The sequence below is a fragment of the Streptomyces sp. NPDC028368 genome, from assembly GCF_055565615.1.
The window spans coordinates 31523-54431 of the sequence record NZ_JBVHTY010000018.1; the positions used below are offsets into that span (position 1 = coordinate 31523).

A 22909-nucleotide genomic window follows, 5' to 3' on the forward strand; every position below is an offset into this window, starting at 1 on the left:
CATGAGCGAAGTCAAGAGCGATTGACTGAATGATCGAAAAAAGAACAAACTAAGAGCGATCGTGACCGTGATCATGGCCGTGGCCGACGGCTTCGGCGCTTGCGGCCGCCCCGCAGGAGGCGCGCACGCGCAACCGGGGAAGCAGGGTGACATGCCGCCGCGGCGCGGGCTCAGCCCCGTCGCCCGCCGCCGCGCCCGCCCCCCGACCCAGCCGCTCCAGCAGCAACTCGGCGGCCAGCCGACCCACTTCGCGCTTGGGCGGAGCCACCGCCGTCAGCGGGGTGTCCGCCAGCGCCGCCACCTCGTCGTCGTACGCGATCAGGGCCAGCTCCCCGGGCACCCGTACGCCCAGCTCGGCCAGCCGCTGCACCAACTGGATCGCGTCCACGTCGTTGTGCACCAGCGCCGCCGACGCCCGCCCCGACGTCACCGCCGTCCACAGCGCCTGGACGCCGCGCTCGAACCCTTCCGGGTCACGGTTGGCCGGCGCGTCGATCACCGGATGCGGCCGCTCCAGGCCCAGGGCGCGCAGCGCCCGGTCATAGCCGGCGCGTACCGCCAGCGCCGTCGGACTGTCCGTACGCGCCACCAGGAGCGGCGCCGGATGGCCCTGCCCGACCAGATGCCGCAGCGCCAGCAGCACCCCGTGCGCATGGTCGGACGACACCCGGTCCAGCCCCGCCAGCGGGCCGCCCGGATCCGCTTCGCGCTCCAACAGGACGACGGGGACCGGGAGTTCGGCGATCCAGCCGCCGTGCTCCGCCGGATCCGCGCGGCCGCGCCAGCCCGGCGCGATCAGCAGCCCCTCGGCGCCGGCCGCCAGCAGCCCCTCGGCGCGGGCCCGGTCCTCCGCGGGCCGGTAGTCGGAGATCCGCAGCACCAGCCGCGCCCCGGCCCGCGCCGCCGCTTCGTGCGCGCCATGGATGACCTCGGAGAAGTAGTACGTGGCCGACGGCGCGAGCAGACCCAGCACCGGGGCCGCGCCACCGGACGGCCCCGCGCCGCTCCGCGGCCGGGGCCAGGACACCGACCCGTGCGCCCGCTCGAGGCGCCCCGTGCGGGTCAGCGTCTCGACATCCCGCCGTACGGTCACCGGGGACACCCCGAGCCGGTCGGCGAGGTCGCTGATCCGGGCCGTGCCGCCTTCCCGTACCAACGTCAGCAGGCGGTCGTGGCGTTGCGCTGCACTCTCGCGCACGGCGGCATTCCCCCTCGCGTATGGCGGCCAAGGCGGCCCGGCGGCCCGGACGGTGGCCGGATGGCGGCCGAGCCTAGAGGAGCGGCCCGCAGCCAGCCAGCCCCAACCGATCATTCGCACAACAAACAATCATCCGATCGCCCGATCGCGTCCTCTTCGCGCCCGATCTCTTGACGATCGATCGCCCGCGGTTGAACGATTCCCGCGTCGCCCGGCCGCCGCCCACCGCCCCAGGGGAAGCCCATGCCCGACCCGACGACCCGCCGCGCCCCCTTCCCCCTCCCGCCCGAGGACCGCCACCGCAGCCCGTACACCGGCTGGACCCGCGCGCACTGGGAGGCCACGGCCGATGCCCTGCTGCGCGCCACCGCCCCCTACGCCTCTCCGCGCCACGCGCTGATCGCCCTCCCCGGCGCCCGCCCCAGCTCCTCCGGCCCCCGCTCGGACGCCCTCGAAGGCTTCGCCCGCACCTTCCTGCTCGCCGCCCTGCGCGCAGCCGGCAGCAACGGCCGCGCCGCCCGAACCCACCTCGCCCACTACGCCGAAGGCCTCGCCGCAGGCACCGAAAACCCCACCACCAACGGCGAGCTGACGCCCACCGACCCCGATTCCTGGCCCCGCATCGACACCATCCGCCAGGCCCGCGTCGAGGCCGCCTCCCTCGCCCTGGGCCTGCGCCTGACCCGCCCCTGGCTCTGGGACACCCTCGACGAGCGGGTCCGTACCCGCCTCGCCGACTGGCTGCTGCCCGCGCTCACCCCGTCCCCCGTGGACAACAACTGGTGGCTCTTCGGTCTCACCGTCGCCGGCTTCCTCAGCGACGCGGGCATCGAGCCCGTACGTGCCCAGGCGGCAATCGACCGTGCGCTGACCCGTATCGAGGACTGGTATCTGGGCGACGGCTGGTACTCCGACGGCGACAACCGCGCCTTCGACCACTACAACGCCTGGGCCCTGCACTTCTACCCCGTCCTGCACGCCCATCTCAGTGCTGACGCCACCCTCCTGACCACCTACGGCAACCGCCTGCGCGCCCAACTGGACGATTACACCCACCTCTTCGATGCCAACGGCGCGCCGCTCCCCTTCGGCCGCTCCCTCACCTACCGCTTCGCCGCCACCGCCGCCCCCTGGCTGGGTGCCCTCACCGGCCACACCCCGCTCACCCCCGGCGCCACCCGCCGCCTGGCCTCCGGCACGCTGCGCCACTTCCTCGACCGCGGCGCCGTAACGAAGGACGGCCTGCTGCCACTCGGCTGGTACGGCCCGTACACCCCCATGCTCCAGAGCTACTCGGGCCCGGCCTCGCCCTACTGGGCATCCAAGGGATTCCTCGGCCTGCTCCTACCCCCCGACCACTCGGCGTGGACGGCCGCCGAGGAACCCCTGCCCACCGAGACCGAAAACGCCGCCAAGCCCCTGGGCTCCACCGGCCTGCTCCTCCAGTCCACCGCATCCGACGGCCTGGTCCGCCTCCACAACCACGGCAGCAACCCCGCCCACACCACCCCCGACCCGTACTACGCCCGCTTCGCCTACTCCACCCGCACCGGCCCCACGACCGACAAGCCGGCCGGCCCCGCCGGACCGCCCACCCCCGCCGAACCGCCCCTCCCCGACAACCACTTCGCCCTGCTCGTCGACGGGCACCCCACCACCCGCGGCCCCGCCACACCCCACAGCGCGGGCCCCAACTGGGCCGCCTCCACCCACATCCCGCGCACCGCGGACGGCACCGAACTCCCCGGCATCCGGATCCTGTCCGCCACCGCCGTCCACGACCGCACCGAACTCCGTGCCCACCTGGTCACCGGCGCCGCCCCCGGCACCCCCGTACGCCAGACCGGCTGGGCCACCACCCCCACCGGCCCCACCGCGCAACTCCACCCCGTCCGCGGCTACGAGACCGCACCCCGCGAAACCACCACCGGAAGCACCGCGTTCGGCCCCCGCACCCACACCACCGTCCTGGACGGCACCACCACATCAGCCCCTCAGGGCACCCTCTTCGTATCCCTGGCCTCACTAACAGGAGACCCGGACCCCGCGCCCGTACACACCCAGGCAACAACAACCATCACGGACGACACCATCCACATCACCTGGCACAACGACGGAACCACCACCCACCTCCCCTTCCCCACCCACCCACGGGAGGTGCCGGGCCGTAGCGGCGAAGCCGTGTAGGCCCGGCACCTCCCGCCGCAGGCGACCTGGCGCCGCACCACACCCCGCACGGCCCGTGCAAAGCGCAGCGAACCGGCCTACCGAGGCCCGTACTTCCGTCCCGTACGCGACGTAAGTCCCCCCAGCACCCCCCGAGGCGCCAACTTCACGGCCCCCATGAGCGCCTTGTACCGCGGATCCGGAATCGACAGCGACTTCCCCCGCGTCAGATCCTTCATCGCCGCGTCCACCAGCTTGTCCGCATCCAGCCACATCCACGAGGGGATGTTGTCCGTCCCCATCCCGGCCCGCTGATGGAACTCGGTCCGTACGAACCCGGGGCACAGCGCCATCAGCCGCACCCCGCTCCCCGCCAGATCCCGCGCCGCGCCCTGCGTGAACTGCACCACCCACGCCTTGCTCGCCCCGTACGTCCCGCGTGGCACGAACGCGGCCACCGAGGCCACATTGACCACCGCGCCCCGCCGCCGGTCGCGCATCCCGCGTACCGCTGCCGAGGTGAGCCGCAGCACCGCCTCGCAGTGCACCTTCAGCATCGTCAGTTCGTCGGCCATCGACACTTCGAGGTACTCGCCCTTGTTGCCGAAGCCCGCGTTGTTCACCAGGACATCCACCGGGTGCTTGGACTCCCCGAGGCGCGCCTCGACGGCCGCGATGCCGTCCTCGGTCGCCAGGTCGGCGACCAGCACCTCCGCCTCGATGCCGTGCCGGTCGTGCAGCTCCGTGGCGTGCTCGCGCAGCCGCTTCTCGTCGCGCGCCACCAGCACCAGGTTGTGGCCGTCGCTCGCGAGCCGCCGGGCGAACGCCGCCCCGATGCCCGCCGTCGCTCCCGTGATCAATGCAGTCGTCATACGGGCACGCTATCCGCCCGGACCGCACGGACCCCACCCCGAACAGGTGCTCAATTCGCTGCCCGGCCCACCTGCTTCAACGCCTTGGCGTGCGCCTCCGGATGCAGCGCCCCGCCCGCGTCCAGCAGTCGCGGCAGCAGCTCCGGCCGCGTGGTCAGGGCCCGGAACATCAGCGCGACGGTCACCTCGTGATCCGGGCGGTGCGCCACCTGGACGGCGTCCCCGGCGCGGATCTCGCCCGGTTCGAGCACCCGCAGATACGCGCCGGGGACCGCGGCCTGCGTGAACCGCTTGATCCAGCCGTGTTCGCCGAGCCACTCCTGGAACGTCCGGCACGGGATGCGCGGCGAGGTCACCTCCAGCAGCAGCCGCGGCCCGATCCGCCAGCGTTCGCCGATGCGGGCCCCGGTGATCTCGACGCCGGAGGTGGTGAGGTTCTCCCCGAAGGCGCCGTTGGCCAGGGTGCGGCCCAACTGCCGCTCCCAGCCGTCCAGGTCCTCGCGGGCGTAGGCGTACACGGCCTGGTCGTTCCCGCCGTGATGGCGGACATTGACCACCGCATCGCCCGCGAGCCCGCTCGCACCGATGCCCTTCGGCCCCGGGGCATCGACCGCCACCGGGCCGTCCACCGGCCGTTTGTCGATGCCCGTTCCGCCGGTGTGAGTGTGCGCGGACGGCAGGGCCCGTCCCAGATTCACGGTCAGCAGCTGCACATCGCGCTCCCTACGACGCCACGTCCATGGTCAACATCGTGCCGCCAAGCCGTCGCCACAGCCACCGCGCCTCCCCGAGTACCGACCGGAGCCCGTCCGGCGCCCCGGCACCTCCCTCAAACCGTAGCTCCGATTTTTCACGATCTATCCAAGATTCGCTTATGCTCGAAACATGATCGAGGCCCGTCATCTCCGTGTGCTGCGCGCCGTCGCCAGGACCGGCTCCTTCTCCGCCGCCGCGCGCGAACTGGGCTGCACCCAGCCCGCCGTCAGCCAGCAGATGAAGGCCCTGGAACAGGCCGCCGGCACCCCCCTCCTGATCCGTACGGGCCGCGAGACGCGGCTGACGCAGGCGGGTGAGGCACTGGTACGGCACGCCGTCGGCATCCTGGCCGGGCTCACCGCCGCGGAAGAGGAGGTCGCGGCCATCGCGGGCCTGCGGGCGGGGCGGGTGCGGCTGGTGTCGTTCCCGTCCGGCAGCTCGACGCTGGTGCCGACCGCGCTGGCCAAGATGCGCGCCGCGCACCCCGGTACCCGCGTCTCGCTGGTCGAGGCCGAGCCGCCGCGCTCCATCGAGATGCTGCGCAACGGCGACTGCGAGATCGCGCTGGCCTTCCGCTACCCGGAAGTGCGCGGCGCGGACCCGGCGGCCGGGGCGGAGTGGGACGACCTGGTGGTCCGGCCGATCCTCCAGGACCGACTGATCGGGCTGGTCCCGGACGGCCACCGGCTGGCGAAGGCCGGGGTGGCGGGGTTCGCGGAGCTGGCCGGCGAGCCGTGGATCGCGGGCTGCCCGCGCTGCCGCCGGCATCTCGTCGAGGTCTGTGAGGGCGCGGGCTTCACGCCCCGTATCGACTTCGCGACGGACGACTATCCGGCGGTGATCGGTCTGGTGGGCGCGGGGCTGGGGGTCGCCGCGCTGCCCGAGCTCACCCTGGCGTCGGTACGTCCCAAGGGGGCCACGCGGGTACGGATGGAGCCGGCCGTGCACCGGGAGATCGTGGCGCTCACGCTGCCGGATCTGGCGCGGGTCCCGGCGGTCGGGGCGATGCTGGATCAGCTCGTGGACGCCGCGGCGGGCGGGCGCTGACGGACGGGCGCCGACGGGCCGCGCGGCCGCAGGTGCGCAGCGGTCAACCCGACGGCGCACGGTCCGTCGGTTCAGTCGGTGGTCCCGGGTCTCTGCAGGAACGTTTCCTCGAAGGTGATCCGCTCCGGACGATCAGGCGCCGCTCATGCCTGCTTGGCTGGTCAGTGAGGTCGCGGGGATCAGTCGGTGACGCGCTCGTCCCATGAGTTCCTCGCGTTCGTCCTCGGTCAGTCCGCCCCAGACCCCGTAGGGCTCGCGGACCGCCAGGGCATGCGCCGCGCACTCGGCCCGCACCGGGCAGCGCATGCATACCTCCTTCGCCGATGTCTCACGCGCGCTGCGGGCCGCTCCGCGCTCACCTTCGGGGTGGAAGAAGAGCGAACTGTCCACGCCGCGGCAGGCGGCGAGGAGCTGCCAGTCCCAGAGGTCTGCGTTCGGGCCCGGGAGGCGGGAGAAATCTGCCATTGCTTGTCCCCTCGAAGCGATGCTGATTCGGGCTCGGTGCTCAAGAACGTACATCTACTGTCGAAGTAGATGTAAATATGACTCATTGCGAATCTAGTCGCAGACTCCACAAAAATGGAAGCAAGAGAGCCAAATAGGGCATAGGGTGCACGCGCGGATGCCGGTCGCCTGATGTGCCGTCTGCGTATCCGGCTCCTTACGGAGCGTGCTGAAGACGGTCATCGAACCCGTAACTCTTTCGAGTGACCGTCGTTGAGTGTGCGGAGGCGGTTGACAGAGGTAGTCCTCGGGCAGGTGTCCGAGGCCCGTCAATCGCTCAGGTGACGATACGTACCCAGCCTGGAGGCTCAAGGTGACGCGCATCAGCTGCGGAGGACGGCCATGACATCCGTCCTCGTCTGCGACGACTCCCCGCTTGCCCGAGAGGCGCTCCGACGGGCGGTTGCGACCGTGCCCGGCGTCGAGCGTGTGACGACCGCGGCCAACGGCGAGGAAGTCCTCCGCCGCTGGGGCGCCGATCGCTCGGACCTGATTTTGATGGACGTACGGATGCCCGGACTCGGCGGTGTCGAGACCGTGCGCCGGCTGCTGTCCGCCGACCCCGGCGCCCGGATCATCATGCTCACGGTGGCCGAGGACCTCGACGGTGTCGCGCTCGCGGTCGCCGCCGGTGCCCGCGGCTATCTGCACAAGGACGCCTCGCGCGCCGAGCTGCGGGCGACGGTGACCCAGGCGCTGGCCGATCCGACGTGGCGGCTCGCCCCGCGCCGGCTGCGGTCCGCCGAGATGGGCGCCGCCCCGACGCTGACCGCACGCGAGATCCAGGTGCTGGAAGGCATGAGTCACGGCCGCTCCAACGCCGAGATCGGCCGTGAGCTGTTCCTCTCCGAGGACACGGTCAAGACCCACGCCCGGCGGCTTTTCAAGAAGCTCGGCGCCTCGGACCGCGCACATGCGGTGGCGCTGGGTTTCCGCTGGGGACTGGTCCGCTGACCTGCTGTGCAAACGGGGTTACGACGCCCGCCCGCTGACCGGGTAGCGATCGTCGTAACCCCGCCGCGTCGACGCCCGGCGCCGAAACCTCCCGCGATACCGCATCCTGGAGGTGTGACTCCTCCCCGGCGGAGGCCGGGGCTTCTCACTCGGCCAGAAGAGACCTCATGACGGATAAGCCCTGCCCGATGCCGTACGGCATGGAGACAAGCTACCGACGAGGGCTCACGGTCGGCATGGGCACAACCCGATCGGGGGAGGCGTGGAACGTGAGTGCTAGCGCGACCGCTCGTAACGGTTCGGGGCACAACGACGGGGGTGGTGCCACAGATCGTCCGGCACCAAGGCACCATGGACCGATGCGCGATGACGGGAATCAGGAGATCGGCGATCTCGTCGCACGCGCCGTAGAGGGGGACCAGCGGGCCACCCACGACCTCCTGGCTCATGTCCACCCCCTCGCCCTGCGCTACTGCCGCACCCGGCTGTCGAGGCTGCCGGGGGATGCCCGGCACTTCGTCGAGGACCTGGCGCAGGAAGTCTGTGTCGCGGTGCTCTGCGCGCTGCCGCGCTACCGCGACACCGGAAAGCCCTTCGAGGCGTTCGTCTTCGCCATCGCCGGCCACAAGGTCGCCGATCTGCAGCGGGCCGCGATGCGGCATCCGGGCAGTACGGCCGTGCCGTCCGACGAGATGCCCGAGCAGCCGGACAATTCCCTCGGCCCCGAGGAGCGGGCGCTGCTGAGCAGCGATGCCGAGTGGGCCAAGAAGCTGCTGGCGAATCTGCCGGAGAACCAGCGGGAGCTGGTCCTGCTGCGGGTCGCCGTCGGGCTTACCGCCGAGGAGACCGGTCAGATGCTGGGAATGTCGCCCGGTGCGGTGCGCGTTGCCCAGCATCGGGCGCTGAGCCGGCTGCGGGCCCTCGCCGAGCAGTAAGGCTCCCGGCTCGCCGCGGCGGGATGTCGCCGTAGAAACCCACAAGTGATGAGGCCCTCATCGGCTGTGGATTGGGACACCCCTCCAGGCCGTTAGCATGGGAGTCCGCGCTGAGGCAAGAGCATTGGGGAAGGTGTCATGAGTGACAACGTCGACGGTATGCCCGCCAAATTCGCCATGCTCGGGCTGACATACGACGATGTCCTGCTGCTGCCCGGCGCGTCGGAGGTGCTCCCGAACGCGGTGAGCACCGCCTCCCGGGTCTCGCGGAACGTCACGGTCAACATCCCGCTGCTGTCCGCCGCGATGGACAAGGTCACCGAGGCGCGGATGGCCATCGCCATGGCGCGTCAGGGCGGCGCCGGTGTCCTGCACCGCAACCTCTCCATCGAGGACCAGGCCAACCAGGTCGACCTGGTCAAGCGCTCCGAGTCCGGCATGGTCACCGACCCGATCACGGTCCGCCCGGACGCCACGCTCGCCGAGGCGGACGCGCTGTGCGCCAAGTTCCGGATCAGCGGTGTCCCGGTGACCGATGCGGCCGGCAAGCTGCTGGGCATCGTCACCAACCGCGACATGGCCTTCGAGATGGACCGCGCCCGTCAGGTCCGTGAGGTCATGACGCCGATGCCGCTGGTCACCGGCAAGGTGGGGATCTCCGGTGAGGACGCCATCGAGCTGCTGCGCCGCCACAAGATCGAGAAGCTGCCGCTGGTCGATGACGCGGGCGTGCTCAAGGGCCTGATCACCGTCAAGGACTTCGTCAAGGCGGAGAAGTACCCGAACGCCGCCAAGGACGCCGAGGGCCGGCTGGTCGTCGGTGCCGCGGTGGGCGTCGGCGACGCGGCGTACGACCGGGCGCAGGCGCTGGTCGAGGCCGGTGCCGACTTCCTCGTCATCGACAGCGCGCACGGCCACAGCCGCGGCATCCTCGACATGATCGCGAAGGTCAAGTCCAACATCACGGTGGATGTGGTGGGCGGCAACGTCGCCACCCGGGACGGTGCGCAGGCGCTGATCGACGCCGGCGTGGACGGCATCAAGGTCGGCGTCGGCCCCGGCTCCATCTGCACCACGCGCGTCGTCGCCGGTGTCGGCGTGCCGCAGGTCACCGCGATCTACGAGGCGGCGCAGGCCGCGCACGCCGCGGGCGTACCGCTGATCGGCGACGGCGGACTGCAGTACTCCGGCGACATCGCGAAGGCCATCGCGGCCGGTGCGGACACCGTGATGCTGGGCTCGCTGCTGGCCGGCTGCGAGGAGTCGCCGGGCGAGATGGTCTTCATCAACGGCAAGCAGTTCAAGTCCTACCGCGGCATGGGCTCGCTCGGCGCGATGCAGTCCCGCGGCCAGGCGCGGTCCTTCTCCAAGGACCGCTACTTCCAGGACAACGTCCTCTCCGAGGACAAGCTGGTCCCCGAGGGCATCGAGGGCCAGGTTCCCTACCGCGGCCCGCTGGCCTCGGTCGCCCACCAGCTCGTCGGCGGCCTGCGCGCCTCCATGGGCTACGTCGGCTCCGCCGACATCCCCGAGCTCAAGGAGAAGGGCCGCTTCGTGCGCATCACGACGGCGGGCCTGAAGGAGAGCCACCCGCACGACGTCCAGATGATCACCGAGGCGCCGAACTACGCGCGCGGCTGACAGCGCTGACCGGGGGATTCCAGGGACCCGCGACCGGGCGGTCGCGGGTCCTGTCGCGTCAGGGATACTGGGGGGCGTATTCCGTAGGAAGGGTCAATCACAGTGACTGAGATCGAGATCGGACGCGGCAAGCGCGGCCGCCGGGCGTATGCCTTCGACGACATTGCCGTCGTACCGAGTCGCCGCACCCGCGACCCGAAGGAGGTCTCGATCGCCTGGCAGATCGACGCCTACCGCTTCGAGCTGCCGTTCCTGGCGGCTCCCATGGACTCGGTGGTCTCCCCGCAGACCGCGATCCGCATCGGCGAACTGGGCGGCCTGGGCGTCCTCAACCTGGAAGGTCTCTGGACCCGTTACGAGGACCCGGAGCCGCTGCTCGCGGAGATCGCGGAGCTGGACGGCGCGACGGCCACCAAGCGGCTGCAGGAGATCTACGCCGCGCCGATCAAGGAAGAGCTGATCGGGCAGCGGATCAAGGAGGTGCGCGACTCGGGTGTCGTCACCGCCGCCGCGCTGTCGCCGCAGCGCACCGCCCAGTTCTCCAAGGCGGTCGTGGACGCCGGCGTCGACATCTTCGTGATCCGCGGGACGACCGTCTCCGCCGAGCACGTCTCGTCGGCCGCCGAGCCGCTGAACCTCAAGCAGTTCATCTACGAGCTGGACGTCCCGGTCATCGTCGGCGGCTGCGCCACCTACACCGCGGCGCTGCACCTGATGCGTACGGGTGCGGCCGGTGTCCTGGTCGGCTTCGGCGGCGGCGCCGCGCACACCACCCGCAACGTGCTCGGCATCCAGGTGCCGATGGCGACCGCGGTCGCCGACGTCGCGGCCGCGCGCCGGGACTACATGGACGAGTCCGGCGGCCGGTACGTTCACGTCATCGCCGACGGTGGCGTGGGCTGGTCCGGTGACCTGCCCAAGGCGATCGCGTGCGGTGCGGATGCGGTGATGATGGGCTCGCCGCTCGCCCGCGCGACGGACGCGCCGGGCCGCGGTCACCACTGGGGCATGGAGGCCGTCCACGAGGACGTGCCGCGCGGCAAGCGGATGGACCTGGGTGCGGTCGGCACGACGGAGGAGATCCTCTGTGGCCCCTCGACCAGGCCCGACGGTTCGATGAACTTCTTTGGCGCGCTGCGCCGGGCGATGGCCACCACCGGGTACTCCGAACTGAAGGAGTTCCAGCGGGTGGAGGTCACGGTCGCGCCGTCGCAGCACGACAACCGCTGACGCGGGGCAGCAGACAGGCCGAAGGGCCCGGATCGCGGAGGCGGTCCGGGCCCTTCGGGTTGTGCCGGGGTGTACCGGGTCGTACGGGGCCCGTCAGACGGCCATCTTCTTGGCGCTGCTGAAGCCGCCGACGGCGGCCAGGATGTAGAAGACCGCGTCGATCGGTTCGAGGTATGCCTTCCAGAGCGTGTTGACGGCGTCGAAGTGCTGGAAGACGGCCTCGAAGACGGAGGCGTGCAAGACGCTGCCGATCACCAGGGCCATGCCGAAGATCTGGCCGAGGTAGAAGCCCAGCAGGCCGAGGATGGCGGCGATCACCGGCAGGGCCGCGCTGCGGCCGCCGAGCTTGCCGACCGTGGCGCCGATCAGCGCGCCGACGATCAGGCCCGCGTAGCCGATGGTGGCACCGTCGGTGGCTTTGAGGATCGCGCCGTAGATGCCCGCCACGATCAGCGCCACGACGATGCCCGCGATGACGGCGAGCCCCGCGTTTCCGGTGCGGGCCGGCGCCGGCGGCGGGAAGCCGCCCGGAGCGGGCGCGCCGTACTGGGGCTGCGGTGCGCCGTACGGCTGCTGGGGCTGCTGGGGCTGCTGAGGTGATGGCGGCATGGACTGGCTCATAGTGGTCCCCCGAGGAAGAAAGCGTGAATGAGGGGCCAAAGTAGCAGCGTGATCTGGCATGTTCACAGCGGCTTTATGGACCGTGACCTGTTCGATGCCGGAACGCCGCGGGACTACAGCCGGTGCGCCGCCCCCGTAGGCGTGGCCCCCCGGGTGTCCAGCAGGAGCTGCGCCTTCACCGACAGGCCCTGGAGGTCGTAGGTGCGGTGCGGCTGGAGCAGGACCGTCAGGTCGGCGGCGGCCGCGGCTTCGTAGAGGGAGTCGGCGCGGGGGACGGGGCGGTCGAGGACGTTCCACTGGGGGACGTAGGGGTCGTGGTAGGTGAGATGCGCGCCCAGTTCCATGAGGCGGGAGGCGATTTCGCGGGCGGGGGCCGCCTCCTGGTCGCCGATGTCCGGCTTGTAGGTGACGCCGAGGAGCAGGATGCGCGCGCCGCGGGCGGACTTGCCGTGTTCGTTGAGGAGGGTGGCGCAGCGCTGGATGACGTAACGGGGCATCCGGCCGTTGACCTCTTGGGCGAGTTCGACCATGCGGAGCGGGTAGCCCAGTGAACGTCCTTTGTAGGAAAGGTAGTTGGGGCCGACGGGGGTGGCGTGGCCGCCGACGCCCGGGCCGGGGCGGAAGGCCTGGAAGCCGAACGGTTTGGTCTCGGCGCAGCGGATGACGTCCCACAGGTCGACGCCGATGTCGTGGCAGAAGACCGCCATCTCGTTCATCAGGGCGATGTTGATGTGGCGGTAGTTGGTCTCCAGCAGTTTGGCCGTCTCGGCCTCGCGGGGGCCGCGGGCCCGTACGACCTTGTCGGTGATCCGGCCGTAGAACGCCGCGGCGGCCTCGGTGCAGGCGGGGGTGAGGCCGCCGATGACCTTGGGGGTGTTGCGGTAGCGGTGGGTGCGGTTGCCGGGGTCGTGCCGGCTGGGGGAGCAGGCGAGGTGGAAGTCGCGTCCTGCGGTCAGTCCGGAGCCCTCCTCGAGGAGGGGGCGCAGGAATTCCTCGGTGGTGCCCGGGTAGGCGGTCGATTCGAGGATGACGGTGGTGTGCGGGCGCAGCCGCGCGGCGAGCGCGCGGGCCGCGTCGGCGATGCCGGTCAGGTCCAGGGCGTGGTCCTCGCCGAGCGGGGTGGCCGCGCAGATCACGGCCGTACGGACCTTGCCGAGGGCGGCGGGGTCGGCGGTGGTGCGGAAGCCGGCCGCGAGCAGGCGGCGGATCTCGGTCGCGGACAGCGGCCCGTCGGCGCCGGAGGGGGCGGCGGCGTGCGGGTCGGGGTCGTAGCCGATGGTGCTGATGCCGGCGGCGGTGGCGGCTTGGGCGAGAGGGAGGCCGAGGTGACCGAGTCCGATGACGGCCAGGTCTGCGGGCATGGCTGCTGCCGTCCTTCCCGAGCGATTCCGGATGGCGCATAAGTAGACTAAGCCGACATTTGACCCAGAATAGGGATTGATGGATCAAGGTGGCGGGGTGTTGCCCAAGAGGACGGAGCGGGGATACCGGCATGTAGCGCGGCCAGAAACGACGGATCGTTGGCGTGGCACCGATCACAGCGGGAGGCACTGGTGAAGACAGCGACACTGGGACCGGCGCAGCGTGCCGAGGCGCTCGCTCGAATGGCGGAGCGGGAGTTGGACATTCTGGTGGTCGGCGGCGGAGTCGTCGGCGCCGGTACGGCACTGGACGCGGCGACGCGCGGGCTCGCCACCGGGCTGGTCGAGGCGCGCGACTGGGCCTCGGGCACCTCGAGCCGGTCGAGCAAGCTCATCCACGGCGGTCTGCGGTATCTGGAGATGCTGGACTTCGCGCTGGTGCGGGAAGCGCTGAAGGAGCGGGGGCTGCTGCTGCAGCGGCTCGCGCCGCATCTGGTGAAGCCGGTGCCGTTCCTCTACCCCCTGCAGCACAAGGGCTGGGAGCGCTGGTACGCGGGCTCCGGCGTCGCGCTCTATGACGGCATGTCCATCTCCTCGGGCCACGGCCGCGGGCTGCCCGTACACCGCCACCTCTCCCACCAGCGGGCCCTGCGGGTGGCGCCCTGCCTGAAGAAGGACGCGCTGGTCGGCGCGCTGCAGTACTACGACGCGCAGATGGACGACGCGCGCTATGTGGCGACGATGGTCCGCACCGCCGCCGCATACGGCGCGCAGGTCGCCAACCGGGCGCGGGTGGTGGGATTTCTCCGCGAGGGCGAGCGGGTGGTCGGCGCGCGGGTGCAGGACGTCGAGGACGGGCGCGAATACGAGATCCGGGCGCGGCAGATCGTCAACGCCACCGGGGTGTGGACCGATGACACCCAGGCGCTCATCGGCGAGCGCGGGCAGTTCCATGTCCGCGCGTCGAAGGGGATCCACCTGGTGGTTCCGAAGGACCGGATCCATTCGACGACGGGACTGATCCTGCGGACGGAGAAGAGCGTGCTCTTCGTCATCCCGTGGGGACGGCACTGGATCATCGGGACGACGGACACCGACTGGGACCTGGACAAGGCGCATCCCGCGGCCTCCAGCGCCGATATCGACTATCTGCTCGAGCATGTGAACTCCGTCCTCGCCATACCGCTGACCAGGGACGATGTGGAGGGCGTGTACGCCGGCCTGCGGCCGTTGCTGGCCGGGGAGTCGGATGCGACCAGCAAGCTCTCGCGCGAGCACACCGTCGCGCACCCGGTGCCGGGGCTGGTCGTGGTGGCCGGCGGCAAGTACACGACGTACCGGGTGATGGCCAAGGACGCCGTGGACGAGGCGGTGCACGGGCTGGACCAGAGGGTCGCGGAGTGTGTCACCGAGGATGTGCCGCTGGTCGGCGCCGAGGGCTACAAGGCGCTGTGGAACGCGCGGGCCCGGATCGCGGCGCGTACCGGCCTCCATGTGGCCCGTATCGAGCACCTCTTGAACCGCTACGGCTCGCTGACCGAGGAGCTGCTGGAACTGGTGGTCGCCGATCCCTCACTGGGCGAACCGCTCGCCGCCGCGGACGACTATCTGCGGGCCGAGGCCGTCTACGCCTGCACCCACGAGGGCGCCCGGCATCTCGACGACGTCCTGACCCGCCGTACCCGCATCTCCATCGAGACCTTCGACCGCGGCACCCGCAGCGCCCGCGAGGTCGCCGAACTGATCGCGCCCGCGCTGGGCTGGGACAGCGCCCAGATCGAGAAGGAGATCGCGCACTACGAGAAGCGGGTCGAGGCGGAGCGCGAATCGCAGCGGCAGCCGGACGATCTGACGGCCGATGCGGCCCGCCTGGGGGCGCCGGACATCGTGCCGCTGTAGCCGGTGCCCGGCCCGGCGTCCGGCCCGGTGCGCTGTCCCGTGCCTACGGGACAGCCCCTAGGCCGGGTGCCCGGGGCAGAATTCCGCCGCCGGCACGGCCGCCCCGTGCGCCCGCGGGCCCGGCGCGTCGGTGTTCATCCGGTAGCTGACGAGATGCCTGCCGTCGGCGGTGCCCGCGGTCTCGGCGAACGAGCCGTTGATGGCGCCGCTGTGGCCCCAGACCGTGACGCCACAGGGCAGCTCGGTCGCGTACAGGCCGAGGCCGTGGGCGCCGTCGGCGGCCTTCTCGCCGCGCAGCTGGGCCATCTGGCGCGGCGCCAGGAACGCGCCGCTGAGCAGCGCGGAGAAGAACCGGTTGAGATCGCCGAGGGTGCTGATCATCTCGCCCGACGCGCCGGCCCGGCTGGGGTCCAGGGACGTGGCGTCCACCCGTCGGCCGCCGATCTGCGTATACGCACGGCCGTGCGGCCGCGGCAGCGTCGGGGCGGTGCCGGGAAAGGAGGTGTCGTTGAGCCCGGCCGGGATGATGATGCGGCGGCGGATCTCCGTGGCGTACGAGCGGCCGGTCACCCCCTGGATGACCAGGCCCAGCACCAGGTAGTTGGTGTCGGCGTACGTATACCGGGCGCCCGGCGCGGCCACCGGGCGGTGGCGCAGGGCGGTCTTCAGCAGCTGGACGGCGGTGTGGGTGTCGTAGCGGTGGGCGCCGAAGCCGTTGCCGGACAGCTGCCGCGCGAGCCTCGGGTCCTGGGTGTAGTTGAACAAACCACTCGTATGGTCGAGCAGCTGGTGGATGGTCACCTTTCGCAGATCACTGCCCGCACCCGTCCCCTTGACCGGCACGCCCGCCGGCAGATGCGCGGCCGCGGTGTCGTGCAGGGTCAGTTCCCGCTCGGCGACGAGTTGCAGGATCACCGTCGCGACCAGAGTCTTGGTGAGACCGCCGGCCCGGAAGTGGTCGAGCCGGTCCATCCTGTGGCCGGTGCGCAGATCTCCGACGCCGGCCGTGGAGAACCGCGAGCCCCAGAAACGGCCGTCGCGGGTGATCAGGGAGGCGGCGCCGGGAGCCCCGTCAGCCACCAGGCGGTGCAGCGCGCCCACTGTCGTGGCGGGCGGTTGGCTGACTTTCGCAGGTGGGAGCGGTGCGCTACGCGTCTGACCGGTACACGCCGTCAGGACCGCCACGGTCAGGGCGAGCAGGGCGGCCAGCGCGGCTCGGTGGGGCGAGCGCATCGTCATCGGGACTCCCGTTCGTCAGGGCCATCATGGCGGGTACGCGGTGTCCATGGGGAACGACCCTGGGCCTTCCCCATGGCCGCGGATGAGAGAGAATGAAGGCTCCGCCAGGGTGGGTTGTCCGAGTTGGGCCAGTTTGGCGATCGACATGGGTTCGACACGAGGTCGCCATGGGATCGCGGTGCCAACTCGGCTGGATTGCAGAGGGGTTTCCGTGGGCGAGAAGGTCGAGATGGACGGCAAGGAGGGCAGGCTGCTCGCCGGCCGGTACCGGCTCGCCGATGTTCTCGGCCGGGGCGGCATGGGCACCGTCTGGCGGGCACGCGACGAGGTGCTGGGCCGTACGGTCGCAGTCAAGGAACTGCGCTTCCCCGGCGGGGTCGAGGAGGACGAGAAGCGCCGTCTGATCACCCGTACGCTGCGCGAGGCCAAGGCGATCGCCCGGATCCGTAACAACGGCGCGGTGACGGTCTTCGACGTGGTCGACGAGGACGACCGGCCGTGGATCGTGATGGAGCTGGTCGAGGGCCGCTCGCTCGCCGAGGTCGTACGGGACGACGGCGCGCTCACCCCGCACCGCGCCGCCGAGGTCGGCCTCGCCGTACTGGACGTGCTGCGCGCCGCCCACCGCGAGGGCATCCTGCACCGCGATGTGAAGCCGTCCAACGTCCTGATGTCCGACGACGGCCGCGTCGTGCTCACCGACTTCGGCATCGCCCAGGTCGAGGGCGACCCCTCCGTGACCTCGACCGGCATGCTCGTCGGCGCCCCCTCCTACATCTCCCCGGAGCGGGCCCGCGGCCAGAAGCCGGGCCCGCCGGCCGACATGTGGTCGCTGGGCGGCCTGCTGTACGCCTGCGTCGAGGGCCACCCGCCGTACGACAAGGGTTCGGCGATCGCCACCCTGACGGCGGTGATGACCGAGCCGGTCGAGCCCCCGAAGAGCGCCGGTGCGCTGGAAGAGGTCATCTACGGCCTGCTGGTGAAGGACCCGGCGGGCCGCCTGGACGACGCGGGCGCGCGGGCGCTGCTGCAGGACATCGTCAACGGCCCCAAGGACACCGAGCCCGAGCCGCCCATGGACGCGACGCGGGCGATACAGCTCCCCCCGGTGCCGCAGGAGCGGACGTCGGCCAAGTCCAAGGCGGAACCGAAGCCCAAGGCCGCGCCCAGGCCGAAGGCGTCGCGCAAGCCGAAGGCGAAGCCCGCGGCCGGGGCCGAGCCTGCCGCGGTCGGCGGGAAGGCGGCGGGTACCGCCTCCACCTCCGCCTCCAGCTCCGCCGCCTCCGCCGCAGCGTCGGTCTCGGCTTCGGCGAGCGCGCCGGAGAAGGCCGGCCGCGCCGCGACACCGGCCGGATCGGTCCGTACGGAAGCGGACAGGGCCCGCCCGGAAGCCGCCGCCGCGGATACGGCCACCCCGGCCGCCGCCCGCTCCGCGACCCGCCCCGGCTTCGACGCCGAGGCCGCCAAGGAGCGGATGCGCGGCGCCCTGCAGTCCGTACGCAACGCCGCCGCCGCGGCCCGTAGCGAGTCCAGACCCGGCGACGGGAGCCGGCCCGCCCCGCGCGCCTCGGTGACCGATGTCGTGCCGCGCCGCACGCTGATCATCGCGGCCGTGGTCGTGGCACTGGTGGTGCTGGGCACGATCCTGGGCTTCGCGCTCAGCGGCGGCGACACGACGAACGGCTCCTCGGACGGCAAGGGCGGCAAGGCGTCCGGTACGGACAACAAGGCGTCCGCGAACCACGGCAAGCCCTCGAAGGAGTCGGCCGGCGCCAAGGAATCAGCCGCTACGGGCGAGGAGCAGGCGAAGGAGAAAGCTCAAAAGCCGGCCCAGCAGCCGCCGAAATCTTCCCCGAAGCCCTCCGCAGGAACCCCGTACAAGCACGATCAGGGCTTCTCCATCAATCTCCCTGACGGCTGGAAGTATCTCTCCACCGATGAGGCGGGTGCCCGCTTCAAGGGCCCTGAGGGCCAGAAGCTCCTCGTGGGGTGGACGAAGACGCCGAAGGGCGATCCCGTCGCGGACTGGAAGAAGCAAGAAGGTTCCATGGTCCGGGCCTCTTACCATCGCATCGCCATAAAGGACGTTGAGTTCCGGGGCTGGCCCACCGCGGACTGGGAATTCACCTATTCCGACGGCGGAAAGCGACTGCGCTCCACAGACCGGGGAACCGTGGTGAATGATCACCTCGGTTATGGGCTGATGTACACCGCGCAGGCCGACGAATGGGACGGGAAGCAGAGTCGGGACGCCTGGAAGATGTTCACCGACAGCTTCAATCCCGCTTCCTGACGGCGGTATCCCGAGTCGATGAACAGCACGAAGAGCAGGAAGCCGCCGGCTGATGCACGGGAGGCGTCGTCCTACCGGCGCGTTTCTTCTTCGCGGCGTGCCCAGGGATACGCGCTCGCATTGGTGTTGTTGAGCGGTTGCGCGCAGCAGGCTGACGGCGGCGGGAATTCCGTGGACGGTGGCACCGGGTCCGTGCAGGCGCCCCGTACGCAACAGCCGAGCAAGGCGCTGCCCATCACCGCGTACGCCTTGAGCGCGGAAGAAGACGCTCTGGTAGCCAAGGCGGAACAGCGGCTGACACGGGCCTGCGCGAAGAGGTTCTCCGTGGCATACGAGCCGCCCGGCCCGGAGGGCAAGGGCGCCGTGGCCCGGGACGAGGACCGGCGCTACGGGGTGGTCGATGCGAAGCTCGCGGCCGCGTATGGGTACCACCTGCCGCCGGACCCGAAGGACTCCGAGTCGCATCTGTCCCACAGCCAGCAGGTGGTGCTTTCCGGCCAGTCGGTCGATGGCGCTCGGGTTGAACGCTTCCGGGGCGTGCGGCTGCCTGCAGGGGGATGCCTGGGTGAGGCACGGCAAAAGGCCCGGGAAGACTTCGCCTCCAAAGAGCTCAGTGGAATCGCCGGCGGAATCGACGTGCAGAGCTTCCGCGCTTCGATGGACGAACCGAAGGTCAAGGCGGCGCTCGGGGAATGGTCACAGTGCATGGCGGACCGTGGTGATGAGTACGCCAGTCCGTTGGAGTCGGTCGGTGACCGGCGCTTCGGCGGCGAGTCGGCGTCCGAGGCGGAGCGGGAGACGGCGAAGGCGGATGTCGCCTGCAAGGCACGGACGGGGCTGATCGAGCGCTGGGTGGCCGGAGAATCCCGGCTGCAGCGCGCCGCGATCAAGCAAAATGCCGCAGACCTGGGGAAATTGAAGGAACGGCAGCGCCGTGAGGTCCGGTATGCGCTCACCGTACTCAAGAAGGAAGGGGCGCGGCCCTGAGATACCGACGCGCGGCGTAGAGCCCTTGCGCCGGTGTGGCGCAAGGGCTCCGCATGTGCTGTGTCGGTAGGTGGCGGGCGGGGTCAGCGCCCTGCCGGTACCGCCGGGTGCGTCAGTACCACTTCTTGCAGCCCGAAGGGAGCTGTTCGAGCACCTTCGGGTAGAAGCGTACGGAGGCGTTGTTGTTGTAGGTCTTGCCCAGCTTCGGTGCCGTCGCCCAGTGGTTCTCCGACGAGCCGAAAAGATCGCACGGACCGGAGTAACCGCTGTTGGCGAAGATGGCGCCGCTGCTGGGCTGCGAGCTGTTGTGTGCCCGGAACTTCGCCGAAGCGGCGTGGTTCTTGACGGACTTCCCCTTGCCCGTGGTGCCGTAGTTGAAGTTGAAATCCCCGAGGTTGGAGATATTGCTCGACGCGATGAAGTAGGCGCCCTTGAAGTGGGTGTTGTAGAAGAAATACATGCACGGCTTGCTGGTGTAGCAGGTGCCGGTGTCGGCCGCGGTGGCCGGCGTGGCGCTCAGCGTGGTGCCGGCCACCGCCAGGGCTGCGGCACCAAGAGCCATCGCGGACTTCTTGAGTGTGTTCACTGTCCCCCCAGGAAACTCATCTGATCGTTAGCGATTCATGGCGAGTACCATCATATTGGGCTGATGATCATTGCGGTAAGGCTGCCCGGACGAATGTGCGCCCGGGACGCGGCGCACGGACGTGCGGCCACGTATCGTGAGTGTTCGCAGGCCGTAAAGAGCCACAAGCGGGCCGGTGTGCTGCGGAGATCAGCGTGGACGGCAGTGAGCTGCGCTGCGGGGAGGCGTCGTGGACGAGTACGCGGGGAGAGTGCTCGCCGAGCGATACCGCCTGCCGCTGCGGCCCGCGGGTGATGACGACTTCACCGAGTCCCGGGCGTTCGACACCTACAGCGGGCAGGAGGTGCTGCTCCGTCAGGTGCCGCTGCCGGAGGTGGTGGAGGCGGAGGTCGTCGGCGTCCCCGGGTCCGTCGGTGGCGGGCCCGCGGGTGCGGTTCCGGGAGTGGCCGAGCGCAGCCCCCGGGACCCGGCCGTACGACGCGCACTGGACGCCGCGACGGCGGCCGCGCAGGTCCCCGACCACCCCCTCCTGGACCAGGTCTTCGACGTCTTCGCGCAGGACGGCGGCCTGTGGATCGTCGGCGAGCTGATCCCCGCCCGCCCGCTGTCCGCACTCCTCGCCGAACGCCCCCTCACCCCGCACCGCGCCGCGGAAATCGCCGCCGACATCCTCACCGCCCTGCGCGCCCTGCACGCACACGGCCGGCTCCACCGCAATATCACCGCCCGCACGGTCCTGGTCTGCGACGACGGCCGGGCCGTTCTGACGGGCCTGGCGGTGGGCGCGGCCCAGGAGGCGCTGTGCGGGTATGACGCGGTGCCGGAGGAGGCGGGGGTGTCGGAAGAGGCGGCCATGGAGGCCCGCCCCGAGCCGGTCGCGGTTCCCGAGGTCCGCCAAGAGGCGGCCGCCGGGGCGCGGTTCACCCCGTATGGCGATCACATCGACTCGGGCGAGCTGCCCGCGCCGCGCCGCGAGCCGGCCGCCGAAGACGCCAAGGTCCGGCTCACCAAGACGCCCCCGGCCCCGGTCCCGGCCTCGTCCCCCTCGTCGCCCGGATACGGCCGCCCCTCCGCCGCGCTCGCCGCCGAGCGGGCCCGGCAGGCGCGGCTCCAGGTCGTCGGCCCGGTCGCCGAGCGCTGGGCACCGGAACAGGCCGAACCGCCCCTGGAAGACGGGCAGTTGACGGCCCGGCTCGGTCCGGCCACCGACCTCTGGGCCGTCGGCGCGCTGCTCTTCCGTACGGTGCAGGGCCATCCCCCCTTCCCCGAGGAGAACGCTGCCGAACTGGCCGAGCTGGTCCGCTCGCAACCGCCCGCACCCGCCGGGGAATGCGGCGAAGAGCTGCGGCCCCTCGTCGAATCCCTGCTCTGCCAGGACCCCGCCCAGCGGCCGGACTTCGAGGAGCTGCGCGGTCGGCTGCGCGCGCTGATCCGTACGGCACCGGAGCCGGAGATCGGCCGTCGGCTGGTCACGGTCCCGGCGCTGGAGCAGGGCACGGATCCCCGGCGGCTGCCGATCCTGCGGCGCCGCGGCGAGCTCGTCCGCAAGGGGCGGCACAAGAAGGACCGGGCCCGCGGGGAGCGGCAGCCGCAGCGGGCGTCGGCCGCCACGGTGCCACTGGGGGCCGAGCCGGCGCCGCCGGTGGTCCCCGTGCCCCGCCCGCCCCGCCCCCCGAAGCAGCCCAAGCCGCTCCGGCAGCCCAGAACGGCCCGAGCGGCCAAGCCCGCCCGCGGCTTGGGCCCCTCGGCCGCCGAGCGGCATGACGAGCAGCAGCTGCTGGTGGAGGTCGGTCTGGACGCGGCGCCCCGGCGGTCGCGGACGGCATGGGACCACGACGCCGAGCGGGCGCCGCGCGGCCGCGGCCCGCGCCACCTCGGCCGCCTGCTGCTCGCCGCGATTCTGCTGCTGCTGGTGGGCGCGGTCGTCTACGCGGTGATGTTCCTGCCGAAGTCCGGCGAGCAGGCCCAGGACGGGCCGGGAGGCACGGAGGGTACGGGCGTGACGGGCGCGGTGTCCGGCGGCAGCCCCGCACCCACCGACGGTCAGGACGGCGGACGGGGCCAGGGGCAGAGCGAGGGCCAGGACGGCGGTTCCGGGGGCACCCGGGCGCCGCAGCCGACCCCGCCCGCGAACCTCGCCAAGGGCTACCAGCTCCGCAATGACCCCGAGGGTTTCCAGGTCGCGGTCCATGAGGGCTGGCAGCGGCGCGGCAAGAACGCCCAGGGCCAAGTCCATTACCTCGGCGGCGACTACGAGCTCCTGATCGTCCCCGGCCGCGACACCACCGCCCACTTCGGCACGGACCCGATGGCCTACCAGCAGGACAAGGAGGGCGAGCTGTCCCCGTACCGCGGCTCCGACTGGTCCTCGTCCTCCGGCCTGCGCCGGATCGACGTCGGGAAGACGGCGATGGCCGAGGGCACGTTCACCTGGAAGGACGACAGCGGCCGCCAGGTGTACGTACGCAACCTCGCGATGATCCACAACGGCCGCTATCACCTGGTCCTGGTCATCGGCCCCGACACCGGCCGCCGCGAGGTGGACCGGCTGTACGAGCAGGCGACGAGCACCTACAGCCCCAGGTAGTCCGGTCGGCTGGGGCCTGCCGGCCATCATCCC

18 protein-coding genes are annotated in these 22909 nt (G+C 71.3%); 10 read left to right on the forward strand and 8 right to left on the reverse strand.

Going from position 1 to position 22909, the window contains the following annotated elements; all coding sequences use genetic code 11:
• Positions 1-49: 49 nt before the first annotated feature.
• On the reverse strand, positions 50-1198 hold the full coding sequence (locus tag ACZ4S3_RS32760) for a substrate-binding domain-containing protein (protein ID WP_467940849.1): 1149 nt from the start codon (positions 1196-1198) through the stop codon (positions 50-52).
• 243 nt (positions 1199-1441) lie between these two features.
• Here ACZ4S3_RS32760 and ACZ4S3_RS32765 point away from each other — a divergent pair, with 243 nt between their 5' ends.
• Complete coding sequence (locus tag ACZ4S3_RS32765) at positions 1442-3385, forward strand: DUF2264 domain-containing protein (RefSeq protein ID WP_467940851.1); 1944 nt, start codon at positions 1442-1444, stop codon at positions 3383-3385.
• Positions 3386-3462: 77 nt separating this feature from the next.
• Here ACZ4S3_RS32765 and ACZ4S3_RS32770 read toward each other — a convergent pair whose 3' ends face one another.
• Together ACZ4S3_RS32770 and ACZ4S3_RS32775 are read right to left on the reverse strand one after the other, a co-directional pair.
• Positions 3463-4236 carry an SDR family NAD(P)-dependent oxidoreductase gene (locus ACZ4S3_RS32770; protein WP_467940853.1) on the reverse strand — a complete coding sequence of 258 codons (774 nt, stop codon included), beginning with the start codon at positions 4234-4236 and terminating at the stop codon, positions 3463-3465.
• A gap of 50 nt (positions 4237-4286) precedes the next feature.
• Entirely contained in the window at positions 4287-4949 is a 663-nt protein-coding gene (locus ACZ4S3_RS32775; protein WP_467940855.1) for an MOSC domain-containing protein, read from the reverse strand.
• Positions 4950-5121: 172 nt separating this feature from the next.
• Here ACZ4S3_RS32775 and ACZ4S3_RS32780 point away from each other — a divergent pair, with 172 nt between their 5' ends.
• Positions 5122-6039, forward strand: coding sequence for a LysR family transcriptional regulator (locus ACZ4S3_RS32780; RefSeq protein ID WP_467940857.1), 918 nt, complete (start codon positions 5122-5124; stop codon positions 6037-6039).
• A gap of 132 nt (positions 6040-6171) precedes the next feature.
• Here the strand turns inward: ACZ4S3_RS32780 and ACZ4S3_RS32785 are convergent, their stop codons facing one another.
• The gene (locus ACZ4S3_RS32785; protein ID WP_467940859.1) at positions 6172-6504 is read right to left on the reverse strand and encodes a WhiB family transcriptional regulator; all 333 of its coding nucleotides are present in this window, start codon (positions 6502-6504) and stop codon (positions 6172-6174) included.
• Between the two features lie 381 nt (positions 6505-6885).
• Between ACZ4S3_RS32785 and ACZ4S3_RS32790 the strand changes: the two genes are divergently transcribed.
• The 4 genes from ACZ4S3_RS32790 to ACZ4S3_RS32805 all read left to right on the forward strand — a co-directional run bounded on the left by ACZ4S3_RS32790 (position 6886) and on the right by ACZ4S3_RS32805 (position 11303).
• Positions 6886-7497 (forward strand): response regulator transcription factor, encoded by a 612-nt coding sequence (locus ACZ4S3_RS32790; protein WP_003948568.1) that lies wholly within the window; start codon positions 6886-6888, stop codon positions 7495-7497.
• A 359-nt stretch (positions 7498-7856) separates the two neighbouring features.
• Complete coding sequence (locus ACZ4S3_RS32795) at positions 7857-8432, forward strand: sigma-70 family RNA polymerase sigma factor (RefSeq protein WP_393545966.1); 576 nt, start codon at positions 7857-7859, stop codon at positions 8430-8432.
• 138 nt (positions 8433-8570) lie between these two features.
• Positions 8571-10073, forward strand: coding sequence for an IMP dehydrogenase (guaB, locus tag ACZ4S3_RS32800; RefSeq protein WP_467940862.1), 1503 nt, complete (start codon positions 8571-8573; stop codon positions 10071-10073).
• A 102-nt stretch (positions 10074-10175) separates the two neighbouring features.
• Positions 10176-11303 (forward strand): GuaB3 family IMP dehydrogenase-related protein, encoded by a 1128-nt coding sequence (locus ACZ4S3_RS32805; protein ID WP_467940864.1) that lies wholly within the window; start codon positions 10176-10178, stop codon positions 11301-11303.
• A 93-nt stretch (positions 11304-11396) separates the two neighbouring features.
• On the opposite strand, the gene ACZ4S3_RS32810 is transcribed toward ACZ4S3_RS32805, so the two are convergent.
• Both ACZ4S3_RS32810 and ACZ4S3_RS32815 read right to left on the reverse strand, forming a co-directional pair.
• Positions 11397-11912 (reverse strand): hypothetical protein, encoded by a 516-nt coding sequence (locus ACZ4S3_RS32810; RefSeq protein WP_467940866.1) that lies wholly within the window; start codon positions 11910-11912, stop codon positions 11397-11399.
• Positions 11913-12037: 125 nt separating this feature from the next.
• The gene (locus ACZ4S3_RS32815; protein WP_467940868.1) at positions 12038-13285 is read right to left on the reverse strand and encodes a nucleotide sugar dehydrogenase; all 1248 of its coding nucleotides are present in this window, start codon (positions 13283-13285) and stop codon (positions 12038-12040) included.
• A gap of 192 nt (positions 13286-13477) precedes the next feature.
• On the opposite strand from ACZ4S3_RS32815, the gene ACZ4S3_RS32820 reads away from it, so the two are divergent.
• Positions 13478-15184, forward strand: a complete 1707-nt coding sequence (locus tag ACZ4S3_RS32820) for a glycerol-3-phosphate dehydrogenase/oxidase (RefSeq protein WP_467940870.1) — start codon at positions 13478-13480, stop codon at positions 15182-15184.
• 57 nt (positions 15185-15241) lie between these two features.
• Here the strand turns inward: ACZ4S3_RS32820 and ACZ4S3_RS32825 are convergent, their stop codons facing one another.
• A complete protein-coding gene (locus ACZ4S3_RS32825) occupies positions 15242-16423 on the reverse strand; it encodes a serine hydrolase domain-containing protein (protein WP_467940872.1) in 1182 nt (393 codons plus the stop codon).
• 211 nt (positions 16424-16634) lie between these two features.
• Here ACZ4S3_RS32825 and ACZ4S3_RS32830 point away from each other — a divergent pair, with 211 nt between their 5' ends.
• Together ACZ4S3_RS32830 and ACZ4S3_RS32835 are read left to right on the forward strand one after the other, a co-directional pair.
• Positions 16635-18716 carry a serine/threonine-protein kinase gene (locus ACZ4S3_RS32830; RefSeq protein WP_467940874.1) on the forward strand — a complete coding sequence of 694 codons (2082 nt, stop codon included), beginning with the start codon at positions 16635-16637 and terminating at the stop codon, positions 18714-18716.
• 18 nt (positions 18717-18734) lie between these two features.
• Complete coding sequence (locus tag ACZ4S3_RS32835) at positions 18735-19703, forward strand: hypothetical protein (protein WP_467940876.1); 969 nt, start codon at positions 18735-18737, stop codon at positions 19701-19703.
• A 112-nt stretch (positions 19704-19815) separates the two neighbouring features.
• On the opposite strand, the gene ACZ4S3_RS32840 is transcribed toward ACZ4S3_RS32835, so the two are convergent.
• Positions 19816-20265, reverse strand: a complete 450-nt coding sequence (locus ACZ4S3_RS32840) for a hypothetical protein (protein ID WP_467940878.1) — start codon at positions 20263-20265, stop codon at positions 19816-19818.
• Positions 20266-20518: 253 nt separating this feature from the next.
• On the opposite strand from ACZ4S3_RS32840, the gene ACZ4S3_RS32845 reads away from it, so the two are divergent.
• Complete coding sequence (locus ACZ4S3_RS32845; protein ID WP_467940880.1) at positions 20519-22876, forward strand: protein kinase; 2358 nt, start codon at positions 20519-20521, stop codon at positions 22874-22876.
• The last annotated feature ends 33 nt before the right edge of the window (positions 22877-22909 follow it).